Raw genomic sequence first — 12,901 nt, 5'->3', positions numbered from 1 at the left:
CGCGGGCCGGGATTCACTTCCCACTCGGCACGGGCGCCTCGCCCGCGATGATGCGGTCGAGGCGCTTGGCGAGTTCGGGCCAGCCGAGGCCGGTCTCGTCGGTCAGCCAGCCGTTGTAGCCCACGTCGTCGAGGGCCTTGCGCACCTCGGGCCAGTTCACGCTGCCCTGCCCTATCCCAGCCCAGTTGCCGGTCCTGCCGTCGGGGCTGATCGTGTAGTCCTTCACGTGAATCTTGCCGAGGCGCGGGCCGAACGTGCGAATCCACACCTCGGGCATGTAGGCGAGCTCCACCTTGTCGCCCCGCAGGATGCCCGCGTACTTCACGTGGTTGCCCACGTCGAAGTAGGCCTTCACCCACGGACTGTTGAACGAGGCGACCACCCAGTTGTACAACTCGGGCCGCACGCACCAGTTGTTCCACACGTTTTCGAGGGCGATGGCGACCTGGACCTCTTCGGCCACGGGGAGGAGCTTCTTGATGGACGCGAGGACGCCATCGGTCGAGCGGTTGTGGGCCTCGATGTAGGCCTTGAACTTCTCGTTGTCGCCCGCGACGAGCCGGGTGATGTGGCCGGTCTTCTCGTCGAACTGGATGTCGAACTCCCACGGCTCGGGCATGGGCTTGGCCCCGCAGCCGCCCACGGGGGCGAGCACGGCGTCGGCGCCGTAGGCCTGAGCGGCGCGCAGGCCGGCCTCGGACCCGCCGCGCATGACCGAGTGGATCTTCAACCCGTACTTCTCGGCCAGGTCGCGGGCCTTCTTCGCCTCGTCCACCGGCACCGTGTGCGCCTCGATGCCCTCGATGCCCGCCTCCTTGAGCCTCTTGAGCGTCTCGTCGTTCATGCTCTTCTCGCCCAGGATGACGGCCTTCTGGAGCTTGGTCTTGAACTCCGCGGCGTGGGTGCGGCCCAGGGCGGCGAGCCCGGCGCCAGCGGCGCAAGTGGCCAGAAACTCACGACGGCTCACGCGAATGCTCATAACGCGCTCCCTTCCAGGTTCCGCGTGCAGGTATGCACGCCCTACCTGTCTTGACCCCCAACACCGAACACCTGACACCGAACACCGCTCTTCACTTGTCCCTCTCACCGGGGTCCTTGCCCTGGTTGATCAGGTCGAACCGGCGGCTGAATTCGGCGAGCGAGAAGCCGCCGCTCTCGTTGGTGAGCCAGAGGTCCTTGCCGATCTTCTCGACCTCGGCGCGGACGGCCGGCCAGTTGACGCTGCCTTCGCCGATGTTGGCCCAGTTGCCGCCCTTGCCGTCGGGGTTCAGCTTGAAGTCCTTGGCGTGCAGCTTCACCGTGAGCGGCCCCAGCGCGCGCAGCCACTCCTCGGGCGGGGCGTACTTCACGTGGTTCCCGATGTCGAAGTAGGCGCCGATCCACGGGCTCTGGAACGAGGCCACGAACCACTTGAAGATGGCCGGCTTGACCCACAGGTTGTTCCACACGTTCTCGAGGGCAATGACGACCTTGGTCTGCTCGGCCACGGGGATGAGCTTCTTGAGCGCCGCAATCGAGTCGTCGGACGCCTTGTTGTGCGCCTCGATATAGGCCTTGTACTTTTCGTTGTCGCCCGCGACCACCTGGGTGATGTGGCCGGTCTTCTCGTCGAACCGGATGTCGAACTCCCAGGCCTGCGGGGCGGCGCCCCCGATGCGGCAGGGCACGAGCAGGATGGCGTCGGCGCCGTAGCCTTGAGCGGCCCTGAGCGCCGTCTCCACGCTCTTGATGTCGCCCTCTACGCTCGCGGGGTTGTTGAAGTTCACCCACGCGCGCATCACGGAGTGGATGCGCAGGCCGACCTTCTCGGCCGCCTCGCGGGCCTTCGCCGCCTCGTCGGGCGACTTGTTCCAGTCGCCGCACTCGATGCCCTCGAAGCCGGCATCCTTGATGGGCTTGAGCGACGCCTCGGTGGGATAGCCGTGGATCACGGCCTTGTGGAGCTTCGTCTTGAAGGCCGGCGCCTCGGCGGCCCGGCCGGCTGCGGCAGCCAGCCCCACACCCGCGGCGGAGGCGGCAAGGAACTCGCGGCGGCTCACAGCGATACCCATAGCAGTTCCTCTCAGCTAGAGGGTTCCGGGCGGAGAGAGGCGATGTCAAGTGTTGGGTGACAGGTGTTGGGGTACGAGGGAGAAGCCCAGGACCGTGGTCGTTTGGCTCCTCACCCCCAACACCTGACACCTGACACCGCTTTGGACGGGTAGAGCATGGCGCAGCCGGGGTGGTTTGTCAACCGCCAATAGCACCGATGGGACAGATAGGACGGGCCGCGCGCCGCCTGTTACAGCTTCGGGGCAGGGGCAACGAAGGGGCCCGTGCCGCCCAGTTCGCGGGCAGTGCGGTACACGGCCATGGCCGTGTAGCCGGCGCCGACAACGAAGGGCAGGGCCGCCACCCAATCGTCCTGGAGGCCCGCCAGCGCCACGAAGATCGGCAGGAGAAGCCGCGCCGGGGTCATGGCGTAGACGGCCATGGTGAGGATCTGGCTGTAGGGGATGCCGGCGCGCAGCACGCCGCTCACGAGAAGGCCCGCGGCCGAGCAGATGAGAGCCACCACCAGCACCTCGAAGGCCAGGTAGAAGAGCATCTTGACGGCGTTGGACGGCAGCACCTGAAGGATGAGGTCATGGCGTGCCCGACGCGCGGAGGCGGCGATCCAGCGGCTCACCGAGACTGCCGTCAGGTCGCCAAGGGCCTGGAAGTCGAGCATCCTGGGGGCCTTCTCATAGTGCGCCTTGAGCACGGCCTCCGTGGCAGTGATGAGGGCGAGGAACTCCGGCGTCTGCGTCTCGGGCCGCTCCTGGGCCAGCACCCAGCGGGCCTGGAGGGGCGAGAGGCCCTTGTCCGTCGTGTCGACCAGCACCATCAGGTCGGGCGTGTACACGATGAGGTGGACCTTGCCGGCCTCGAGGGTGAACTTCGCGGTGCCGACCTCATCGAGGGTGATCTCGGGCAGCTTGGCGCCCTTTTCCTCGAGGAGCTTGCGCAGCTCCTCGAGCTTCTCCTTGGTATAGGGCTCTGGCTTGGGCGCCTGCTCCTGCTGCGGGGTCTGGGGCTCGGCGGAGAGGATCGACTTCGGGCCGAGGAGGATGATCCGCTTCGGCTCGGGGCAGCCGGCAAAGGCCGCCAGGGCTTCGGGCGTGGTGATCTTGCCCGTGGTGTCGAGCACGACGAGCAAGGTGCGCGCCTTGCGGGTCTCGGGTGCCTTGCCCTCCTCGGTGCGCTCGGCCCGGCCGCCGAGAGTCTCATAGTCTTCGTACAGAACCATCGGCTGGGCGGCCTGCGAGGCGGCCCTGCCGCCTTGGAACGTCACGGCCGCCAGCTTCTCCTCGATGCCCTTGGCCTGGCGGGCCTCGATCTTGGGCGCCTCGCGGGCGTAGCCCAGGATGCCCAGGCCCAGGCTCAGCGCCGTCACGAGTACGGCCAGGATGCCCAGGTAGATGGCCGTGCGGCCGAAGCGCTGATCGTGCACCAGGAAGTAGTGCTTGAAGCTCACCACGCTGTTGGGGATGCTGATGAGGTGATTCGGGAACGGCTCAGGCATTCCTGCTCCTCGGGGGCGGTGAGGGCGATTTCGAGCAGTCTGCGAGGCGTTACAGTACCAGAATGGCGCTTCCATTGCAAATCGTTGACAGCGGGCCGCCGCTGGCCTATCCTATAGCGTGGGGGGAGCGGCCGCCGCGACAGCCCTCAACCAGGAGTGCGGATATGGCCAGTGAGATGGACGCGCGAATCCGGGAGGCCGCGCAGGCACTCAAAGCTGCCGGGGCGCGTGAAGTGTATCTGTTCGGCTCGATTCTCAAGGCCACCGCGGGCGAGGGCTCGGATGTTGACCTCGCAGTGAGCGGTCTGCCGCCCGAGGTGTTTTTCAAGGCGATGGGGGCCGCGCGCCGCATCCTTCGCCGCCCCCTCGACCTCGTGGATCTCGACGAGGAGAACCCGTTCACCCGCTACCTCAGGGACGAAGGGGAGCTACAGCGTGTGGGATAGCCTCAGGAAGCAGGTGGCCACGGACCTCGAGCAACTCCGGTGCCTTCTTGCTGCCCATCATGAGCTATTGTCGAACGCGCAGCGCCGGGAACCAGGTGTGGACGAGGTCCCGGCACTCGCAGCGATCCTGCACTCGTTCTACTCCGGCATCGAGCGCCTGCTCAAACGGGTAGCCGTGGAGATGGATGGCGGCGCGCCCCATGGCGAGTTCTGGCACACGGAGTTACTGGAGAGCATGACCAAGGCCAGCTCGAAACGCCCCGCAGTCCTCTCGGAGGCCCTCAACGAGACGCTCCAAGAATACATGGACTTCCGCCACGTCTTCCGGCACGCCTACACCTTCGAGTTGCGTTGGCGCAAGATGGCGCCGCTGGCTCTCGGTATGCAAGTCACGCTGCGGCGGGTCGAAGACGAACTGGGCGCATTCCTCAAGGCTATTGGCCCGTAGCGGCCGGCCGGGCTCAGGAGGCGGCGCCTCACAGATTCTCAGGCGGCTTGACGCCGGCCTCCTTGCCTGCCTTGTTGCCGCCGGGCTTCGCCGGCTTCTCCGCCTTGTCGGCCTTGCGGGTCGCCTCGATGGCGAGCGCCGTGAGAGGGGGGCCCTCCTGGTAGCTGACCGTGACCTCGGAGGGCAGCAGGAAGGTCTGCTCGGTCGCCTTCTCGCCCTCGCCGATCTTGAGGGTGATGGCAAACCTCTTGCCCTGAACCTCGCCCTTCACGAACGCGCCCTGGGCCGTGAGGAGCTTGCCCTTGCCCTCGCGCCCGGGCTTGGGAGGCGGGCCGACCCTGCGGGCGAGCATCTGGCCGTTCTTCTCGATGTACTGGACGGCGACGGGCGAGGCCATGTCGAGCACCTTCTCGCCCTCGTTGTCGAGGGCGAGCTTCCACTTGATGGTCGCGCCGTCGAGCGTGGCCGACACGAGGATGCCGTTAGCCTCCTTCGCCGGCACCTTCTCGCGCTTGCCGCCTGCCCACACGTTGCTGACCAGAGCCGCCCCGAGAACCAGGACGGCAACGAACATCTGCCTTCCCATCGCGTTGCTCCTTTCGAACTGCTTGACGTACCGCCCCTCACGATCTACATGGTGCGCGACGGCGTAGGATTGTTAGCGCGCGCCCAGGCCGACGGTATCGGTGGGGCCGGTGAAGCCCGGGCCGCCCGCGGCCACGTAGCCGTGGCTGGCCCCTGAGGCGTCGGGGCTGACCCAGAAAGCGTAGAGCCGCGCGTCCTTCAGATGGAATCGGAAGCGGACAGGCTTGCCTGCGACCGCGGCCAAGTCGTCTGCACCCTTCCAGCGGATGGGTTGGCAGGTGGAGTCGCGGGGCACAGACGCCCCGCCCACAGTGCAGGCATCGCGAGTGAAGGGGGCGATGGGTTGGCCGTCCTCGCCCAGCACCTCGGCTTGCAGCTCGCCGGCGGAGTTGACGAAGAGGTGCTTGCCCTTGAAGCGCACGAGGCGGGTGGTAAGAGTGCCCGTGCCGTCCATCGAGGCGAAGCCGTCGCGCCGCAGCGTGGCCAGGCCCGTGGTGCACACCCCCGAGGCGGTGGAGCCCTGGATGCCCGCGCGGGCGCTGAAGTAGAAGTAGAGCCTGTCGCCCACGACCAGGCAGCCGCCGCCCGCCGACTGCACGTTCCCCCAGTTCCAGTCGCCGTACTTCTCGGAAACGCCGATGAAGGGGCGGTGGTCGGGCCGGCTCCAGTGGAAGCCGTCGCGGCTGAAGCCGAGGCACACGTAGTTCGGCTTCGCGCGGTCCTTCGGCTGACCGGGCCAGATGGTGAAGAGGCCGAGCATCAGGCTCTCGTAGGCCACGGCATCGAGGTTGTAGAGTTGCGGCTGAATCTTCAGGTCGTCGCGGGGCGGGTCGTCCGTGTCGGCGCCCACCCAGGGCACGGCCTCCTCGGGCGTCCACGTGGCGCCCGCTAGCGCGTCGGGGTGTTCGCGGTAGAAGCGCGAGCGGGTGAGCATGCCGCTGCGGATGCCGTAGACCCACACCCTTCTGAACGGGTTGTAGAACACCGTCGTGCGGTCGCCCACGGGCGTGCTCCAAGCCACCCGCTCGCCCCAGTGGATGCCGTCGGGCGAGAAGTGCACCGAGAGCTTCCACTTCTTCTCGTGGGACTGGACGACGAATATCTTCCAGCGTTTCGCGGGGTCTTTCTCCTCGAGGTCGAGCCAGGTGGTCGAGGAGTCGCGCCAGCCTTCCTGCACGACGTTGGTGCCGGGTTTCACGTCGAGGGCCGGCTTCTCCCACTGGATGCCGTCCTTCGAGGTCGCGTAGCAGGTGCCCTTCACGTAGCCGCCCATGTACCACATCTTGAACAACTTGTCGGCGGGATCGAACCAGACGCCGTCGCTGAAGACCATCGCCGTCGGGTCGCGCTTCGTCGAGGTCTCCCACTCTGTGTCGGGCTTGAGCACAGGATTGGCGGGGTGCAGCTCGGCCAGGTGGAACGTGCGCTTAAGGTCCGTCTTCTCAATCAGGAAGTCGTCCACGAAGAGCTGCCGCCCGACGTCAATTGGGATGACCGCAGGTGGCGAGGTGAGGTAAGGCGGCTTCATCGGCTCATTCGTCAGCTTCTCCACCCTCGGCGGCCAGGGGCTTGGCAACATAATCCCGTTGTAAAGCGTCTCGCCCGCGTCCACACCTGTTCCCCCTAATGAAATCAGCACCGCAGCCGCGCGCACGATGATCGCGAGCCCGCTTCGCATGGCAAGTCCTCCTGGATCAGGAGCCGAGGTCGAGGGACAGCAGGCTCTCCTCGATGGCGGGATACAGCTCGTCCAGGGCCTGCTGAATCCCAATGGTCTTCCCCAGCGCTGTCACGATGCGGCAGTAGGTCCTGATTTCCTCCACGCTCAGCGTGCGCTCGCGGCGGTCCTTGAGCCACTTCTCGCACACCTGGTAGCCCCCAACGCGGTAGTCCCACACCTCCTGGGGCACGGGGGCGAAGTGTTGCGTGGCGTTGATGTAGACCCGCTGGGCTTGGGGGTCATAGCGGACGCCGGCCTTTGCGCCCTTGGCCACCTTGCTGTCGCCCTTGCCCTCAAAGCGGGCGGAGGGCGGGTGAAGTTCGGGCGAGCGCAAGAGGTGAAGCTCCACGAGGCGGCCGCCGAGGGCTGCCACTTTGCCGAGAAGCTCCGCGTCGCGCGTGAACGGCACCCGGGGGAAGTCAACCCGCAGGAACTCCGCATACCGCTCGCGGTACGTGGGCGCGTACAGCACGCCGTAGATGTAGTTGAACACCTCCTCCGGCTCCGCCTCGCGCCCAAACGCCCCGGCCAGCGCCGGCAGAAGGCCCTTGTGAAGATTCGCCTGGCGATGCGAGGGATCAGGGTGAGCGAACATGTCACGGTCCAGCGCACCAGGCCATGCGTAGAGCGGGAAATGGTAATCAATGGTCTTGAGCGAGACTGCCACATGATCTGACAAAGCTGTGCAGACGAATGTGTGTTGCCATTCCCCGATATGTTCCACCCGCCTTGGAGCGAGCAATGCCAGGTTGTTCTGGAGCATGTGGCGCATGACTTCGGGGCGGGGTCTGCAATGGAAGCCGCTGGACTTGCCGGTGTAGTAGGTGTAGCGGATGTCAAAGGGGCGGTAGAGGATTGGGACGATGTTGTCGCGGGATGGCCCGGAATCAAGGAGGTCTTTCTGCGCCCAGGCGACCTTCCAGTCGCGCACATCCTTGCCCAGCTTGTAGCCAGTGCGGGCGAGCTCGGGGTCCATGCGTGAGAAGGCGAGGACGGTGCGCCAGGCATCCTCGGGGGTCCAGTGGATGGTGAGGTGGTCGCGAGCGGTGACGATGCCGACGCTGTTCGTGGGGAAGAGCTTGGGCAGCGAGGGGAACGCTTCGTAGATGTGGGCGAGGCGCTCGTCGCGTGGGACGAAGAGATAGAGGCTTGGGCTTGGGCGGAGTTTGCGCCATTCGGTGGTGCGGATGTCGTGTGCGTTGAGCCAGGCGGCCTTGGCCTCTCGGGTGCCCCAGAAGTGGGCGTGGTGGATTGTGGAGTGCTTGGCACTCACGAGCGCGGCTCCTTGCTTCTTCGGGCTGCAAGGCGGGTGCGGTGGAGGCGCTCGGTGAAGCCGCCGGTACGAAGGAATGCTCGGGCCTGAGCGGCGAGCTGGCGCCGCAAGAGGCTTGAGGCGACGGTGATGAGGGCGAGGGCGCCATTGGCGGCGATTTCGGGGTAAGAGATGGACATAATGGACGGAATGGACTGGTGGCCGTGTTTGATGGACTTGGCCCACTGGGCCACGTGGTCGGCGGTGGTGGGGCGGAGGGCGATGAGCTGGGTGAGCCGCGGGTCGCGTGGGTTCCAGAGCGGGAGGCTGTGCTGGCGGAGGTAGTCTTCGTAGTCGCGGCGGAGCTCTTCAAGGCTGGCACGTGCGACGTTGGTGAGCTTCATCTCCATTTTGGACGATGTGGCGGAGGCCATGCTGCCTTCGGCGATGTTCTGGGCGCCTGAGCGTGCGGCCTGGACCATCTGGTCGTCGGTGCGGCTGCCCACGGGGATGTAGCGCTGGCAGAATCGAACGGTGATGTCGTAGATGAGCCGAGCCACCTGGAAGCTCTTGAGGCGGCGGTAGCCGCCGTGGGGAGGGAGGATGAGGTCGGGCGAGGGGGGCGGCCTCATTGGAGGGGCCTCCGAAGAGGGATGGACAAGATGGACAGAATGGACAATATGGACGCGGGCGGGGCGATGCCGTCCATCTTGTCCATTGTGTCCATTGCTCAGCCCTTCTTGATCATGAAGGATATGGCCACGCCTTGGCGGATGTCAAAGACATTTTCGTCCCTGGAGCCATCGGGGCAGGCTTCGCGCTTGAGCGTGTTGCCGTGGAGGTCCAGGACGTAGATGTCGTCGAAGGTGCGCATGAGGCTCTGGCGCATGCCGCGGAAGGTGGGGTTGTCGAGCCAGGAGTGGTTGGTGATCATGGCCACGATGCCGCGGCCGGCCTGCTCGATCTTCCACTGGGCGAAGCGCAGGAACTTCACGTAGTCGTCCTGGAGCCATTTTGGGTTCTTCTCGCCGAGTGGCTTTCCGTCCACCTGCTTGTAGTCTTCAATGAGGCGGCGAATCCAGTCGCCCTGGTTGCAGGAGTGGCCGGAGTAGGGGGGATTGCCCAGGATCACCAGGATGGGTTGCTGTTTCTTGACCTTGGCGGCCTCGCGGGATTCGTGGGAGAGGGCGCGGTAGAAGGGCATCTCGGTCTGGGCGAGCTCTTCCATGTCCAGGGTGTTGGTAAGGTAGAACTTCACGCGCTCGTCGTCGGCGAGGCGGTGGCCGAGCTCTTCAAGGAAGAAGCCCATCTTGAGGTGCCCGATGGCGTAGGGCGCCATCATCAGCTCGAAGGCGTAGAAGCTCCGGAGGATGTGGTCGCGGATGAAGTCCTCGCGTTTTCCCGTGCCGTATTTCGCGACGAACTCGTTGACGGCGACCTCCGCGGCCTTGGCGACGAAGCTCATGGTGCCGGCGGCGGGGTCAAGGAGAGTGACACGCGGGTCGGCCAGGCCGTCGGGCAGGCGGAACTCGTCCTTGAGAAGCTGGTTGACGGAGCGGACGATGTAGGAGACGACCTCTGGCGGGGTGTAGTAGACGCCGCGGCGCTCGCGCTCCTCGGGGTTGTACTGGGCGAGGAAGGGCTCGTAGAAGTAGACGATCGGGTCGGCGCCCTGGTGCTCGCGGTAGTAGCGGTTCAGGACGCCGGAGGCATCGGCGCGGGCCAGGACCTCGGCGATGTCGTCAACAATCCACTCTATGTGTGGCGGAAGCTCCTCAAGGGAGATGAAGCGGAAGACGTCGCGCAGGACGCCAATGGTGTGTGGGATGTGGTCGTAGGCGCTGCGGCGGGAGAAGGCAGCGGTGGTGCGGGTGCGGGCGGCGAAGAGGCCATAGGTGATCGTCTGGGCGTAGAGGTCGGCGAACTGGTCGTGGGTGAGGTCGGCGATGAGGAACTTCTTGAAAGCCTCATAGAAGCCTGCAAGCCCGCCGTCGGCTGGCTCATCCTTCTGGGCGAGCTGCTGCGCGAGGACCTGACGCAGGAAGCGGGTGCGCCTGGCGAGCTGGGTGGCGAGCTCGTCGGCGGTGGTTGCTTTGGGGAGGGTGAAGTCAAGGAATTGGTCAAGCAGCGCCCAGAGCTCGTCGGGCCGCTCGATGGGAGGCGCGGCGTGCAGGTCGTTGAGGATGTTCGGGCTGGCGGCATGGACGGTTTGGATGTGCTGGCCGTTGCGGTAAAGGCGGAACTCGGTGAAGTTGGTCAGTAGGAGGTTGGGAAAGGTGTCGCGGTAGCGGCGGAGTTGCTCAGAGTTCTCGATGTCATAGAGATTGGTCTGGGTGGGCGCCTTGGCCTCGACGTAGCCCGTGATGGCGTCGGCGCCGTTCCACACGCGGAAGTCTGGGTTCCCCGCGTTGGTGGGCCGGGGCTGAACGGTGACGTGGACGTGAGAGCGGCCGGTGGCGTTGGCCACGTTCTTCAGCATGTCACGCAGTGCGGGGTAGAAGCTCTCCTCGCGGGCGTCGCCTGTCGCGGCGACGGCGCCGAGGGCCTCCACATACTGTTTGAAGATGGCTGCTCTGGTCATTGCCACGCAGCATAGCCGCTAGCCGCCCGGGAGTCAAGGTGTCGCAGGGGCACCGATTGCGAAGCGGCACGGCTGGCCCGCGGGGGCGGGCGGCAGGGTGATGGCGGCGAACTCGCCTTGTCGTGCGACAGGCGCGGGACGGCCGTCAATCTCGGCGTGGGGAGGGGATTGTGACGCTTTCGCGCGAAACCGCACTGACACGCGCTGCGGGCCGTCGCCGCGGTACTCGCCTGTGATGCCGTCGCACTGCATGCGGTAAGAGAGGATGCGGCCACGAAATGTCAGGGTCTGGCCGAAGCCGGCCGCCCAGAATGCCTCGGGCACGGTGGGCGCGACGACGAGGGCGCCGTCGAGGCGGTGCTCGACGCCAAGGAGGTAGCGCTGGACGATGCGGATGAGGTTGGCAGGGTATTCGCAGTACTTCTCGGCGCCGAAGCCGCCCTGGGCGTTGTAACGCTCGCGCCAGAAGTAGCCGTGCTTCTCGCCCTCGGTGCAGACCTTGCGGAGGCTGGCGAGGAGGCCATCGGCGTCGCCCATCCGCGCACGGGCCTGGCACTCGAGATACCAGACGCGCCCCATCGCCGCGAGGTCCTGGCGGTCGGGGTGGGTGAACTCCCACGGCTCATAGGCTTCGGGCCGGGTGGCGATGCCCGCGGGCATGCCGCCGTAGTCGAACCCCTTCTCGTCCTTCAGTTGCGGCCAGAGGATGGCGGTCTGCTCCGGGCTGGCGAGGCCGAGGGCGATGGCGGCCCAGTCGGTGTCGGTCAGCCCGTGGCTGGTAATGAGGCCGCGGGCGGGGTGGATGTATTCGGCGAAGCGGTCCTTGACCCAGAAGCGGGTGCGGAAGTGCTCCGCGATGCGCTGAGCCAGCTCATCATAGCGCTTCGCCGCCTCGGGCTTGCCAACCAGGCGGTTCAGTTCGGCCACGCGCCGGAAAGCGTCGGCAGCGTGGCACTGCGCCACGCCGTCATACTCGACCCGGGTCGGGCGCTCGACGTAGTAGCCTGCTCCGCCGACCGCGCCCTCGGCGGTCACGAGCGTGGCGAGGTAGTCCGCAGCCAGATTCACCGAGGGGAGTTGTGCGGCCAGCCACTCGCGGTCCTGGGTGAAGCGGAAGATCACATCGGCGTTTTGGATGTAAGTCGGCCCGGCCAGCGCGCGCAGCGGGTCGCCGGGCACCCAGTGCCGATACAGGCCGCCGTTGGGGTCCACGGGCGTGTTGTTGCCGATGCACTTGCCCGCGAGGCCCGGCAGAATGGCCAGGGGTAATTGGCCGTTGGGCCGCTGGAACGAGCGCACGTAGGCGCAGTTGGCCTTCACGGTGTCGGCCTGACCGAGCCACAAGAGCGCATCGGTCATCTGGTGGCCGTCGAGCGACGGATACGTGTTGCCATAGCCGAAGCCCTGCCCGTCGGCGCACACCGACCAGTAGCCGGGGAAGACGTCGGGATTGACCGCCGCCAGGACGTTCTGGTGGGCGGCCCGCTCACAGGCGCGCGCAAGACCCGCCTCCGGGAGGTCGAGCATGGGCGGCTTCCCCGTGCCGGCGGCTGCGGCGAGGGAGAACAAGGCAGAGAGCGTCAGGGCCATGCCGTGAGTATACAGGGACAGGCCGCGAATGCAATGCGCGCCCCCGGCTTGACGGCGCGCGGCCCGTGGTGTACCATCCGCAGCGGCACGCAACTCAGGAGGAGCCGGCCGTGGCGCGAAGGTACTCGTGGCTCGTCATCGTGGCGTTGATGGTGCTGGGCGTGTTCGTGGTGCTGCGGGTGCTGCGCGGGGGCGGCGGGGTGCCGCCCGCGGGCCAAGGCACGCCGCAGGCGCTGCTCCAGAAGGCCCAACGCGCGCTGGCCGAAGGCGACAAGGCCAGGTTCCTCGAGTGTCTCGCGGTTCACAGCAGCGACTCCAGGGCGGCCGGCGAGGCGCTGTTCGGCTATGTCCAGGCCGCCCAGGCCCTCCGCGACGCGCTCCGCAAGCACTACGGGAAGAACGCCTGGGACACGTTTGTGAGCCTCCAGGCGGCCCCCGCGCAGTTCGCGGCCTTCGTGTGGCCGCGGGACGACGAGGTCGCCGCCACGGCGCAGATCACCGTCCAGGGCAACGAGGCCCGCGTGCAGCTCTCGCCCGACGCCGAGCCGCTGATGCTGCGGCTCGAAGGCGTGTGGCGGATGGACGTGTTCCCCCGCGGCAGCGGCGTGCGGGCGCGGCGCGACGCCCTCATCCGCGCGACCGAGGCCCTGGCCAAGGCGCGCGACGGCGTCGGCACGGCGGAGCTGGAGACCCTCGCGCAAGCGGTCAAACAGGCCATCGGAGAGCCGTAACGGG

At 66.7% G+C, this 12,901-nt stretch carries 12 protein-coding genes; 3 read left to right on the top strand and 9 right to left on the bottom strand.

Going from position 1 to position 12,901, the window contains the following annotated elements:
• Positions 1-13: 13 nt before the first annotated feature.
• From PLE19_01230 to PLE19_01220, 3 genes are all read right to left on the bottom strand, one after another.
• A complete protein-coding gene (locus PLE19_01230) occupies positions 14-967 on the bottom strand; it encodes a sugar phosphate isomerase/epimerase family protein (protein ID HPD13540.1) in 954 nt (317 codons plus the stop codon).
• Between the two features lie 103 nt (positions 968-1,070).
• Positions 1,071-2,051, bottom strand: coding sequence for a TIM barrel protein (locus PLE19_01225; GenBank protein ID HPD13539.1), 981 nt, complete (start codon positions 2,049-2,051; stop codon positions 1,071-1,073).
• Positions 2,052-2,281: 230 nt separating this feature from the next.
• Entirely contained in the window at positions 2,282-3,544 is a 1,263-nt protein-coding gene (locus PLE19_01220) for a DUF1189 family protein (protein ID HPD13538.1), read from the bottom strand.
• Between the two features lie 164 nt (positions 3,545-3,708).
• Here PLE19_01220 and PLE19_01215 point away from each other — a divergent pair, with 164 nt between their 5' ends.
• The gene (locus PLE19_01215) at positions 3,709-3,990 is read left to right on the top strand and encodes a nucleotidyltransferase domain-containing protein (protein ID HPD13537.1); all 282 of its coding nucleotides are present in this window, start codon (positions 3,709-3,711) and stop codon (positions 3,988-3,990) included.
• Positions 3,980-4,438, top strand: a complete 459-nt coding sequence (locus tag PLE19_01210; protein ID HPD13536.1) for a hypothetical protein — start codon at positions 3,980-3,982, stop codon at positions 4,436-4,438. Before PLE19_01215 ends, PLE19_01210 begins: the two co-directional genes overlap by 11 nt.
• Positions 4,439-4,466: 28 nt before the next feature.
• Here PLE19_01210 and PLE19_01205 read toward each other — a convergent pair whose 3' ends face one another.
• The 6 genes from PLE19_01205 to PLE19_01180 form a co-directional block, all read right to left on the bottom strand.
• Positions 4,467-5,024 carry a hypothetical protein gene (locus tag PLE19_01205; GenBank protein HPD13535.1) on the bottom strand — a complete coding sequence of 186 codons (558 nt, stop codon included), beginning with the start codon at positions 5,022-5,024 and terminating at the stop codon, positions 4,467-4,469.
• Positions 5,025-5,096: 72 nt separating this feature from the next.
• Positions 5,097-6,701 (bottom strand): hypothetical protein, encoded by a 1,605-nt coding sequence (locus tag PLE19_01200; GenBank protein ID HPD13534.1) that lies wholly within the window; start codon positions 6,699-6,701, stop codon positions 5,097-5,099.
• Between the two features lie 16 nt (positions 6,702-6,717).
• Complete coding sequence (locus PLE19_01195; protein ID HPD13533.1) at positions 6,718-8,016, bottom strand: helicase; 1,299 nt, start codon at positions 8,014-8,016, stop codon at positions 6,718-6,720.
• Positions 8,013-8,627, bottom strand: coding sequence for a four helix bundle suffix domain-containing protein (locus PLE19_01190; GenBank protein HPD13532.1), 615 nt, complete (start codon positions 8,625-8,627; stop codon positions 8,013-8,015). The genes PLE19_01195 and PLE19_01190 overlap by 4 nt, the downstream gene beginning before the upstream one ends.
• 98 nt (positions 8,628-8,725) lie before the next feature.
• Positions 8,726-10,576 carry an N-6 DNA methylase gene (locus PLE19_01185; GenBank protein ID HPD13531.1) on the bottom strand — a complete coding sequence of 617 codons (1,851 nt, stop codon included), beginning with the start codon at positions 10,574-10,576 and terminating at the stop codon, positions 8,726-8,728.
• A gap of 33 nt (positions 10,577-10,609) precedes the next feature.
• The gene (locus PLE19_01180; GenBank protein HPD13530.1) at positions 10,610-12,103 is read right to left on the bottom strand and encodes a hypothetical protein; all 1,494 of its coding nucleotides are present in this window, start codon (positions 12,101-12,103) and stop codon (positions 10,610-10,612) included.
• Positions 12,104-12,276: 173 nt separating this feature from the next.
• Here PLE19_01180 and PLE19_01175 point away from each other — a divergent pair, with 173 nt between their 5' ends.
• The gene (locus tag PLE19_01175; GenBank protein ID HPD13529.1) at positions 12,277-12,897 is read left to right on the top strand and encodes a hypothetical protein; all 621 of its coding nucleotides are present in this window, start codon (positions 12,277-12,279) and stop codon (positions 12,895-12,897) included.
• Positions 12,898-12,901 lie beyond the last annotated feature (4 nt).

The sequence above is a fragment of the Planctomycetota bacterium genome (assembly GCA_035384565.1).
Classification (GTDB): Bacteria; Planctomycetota; PUPC01; order DSUN01; family DSUN01; genus DAOOIT01.
The sequence above is the reverse complement of the archived record's forward strand: the minus strand, read 5'-3'. Positions and strand labels throughout refer to the sequence as shown.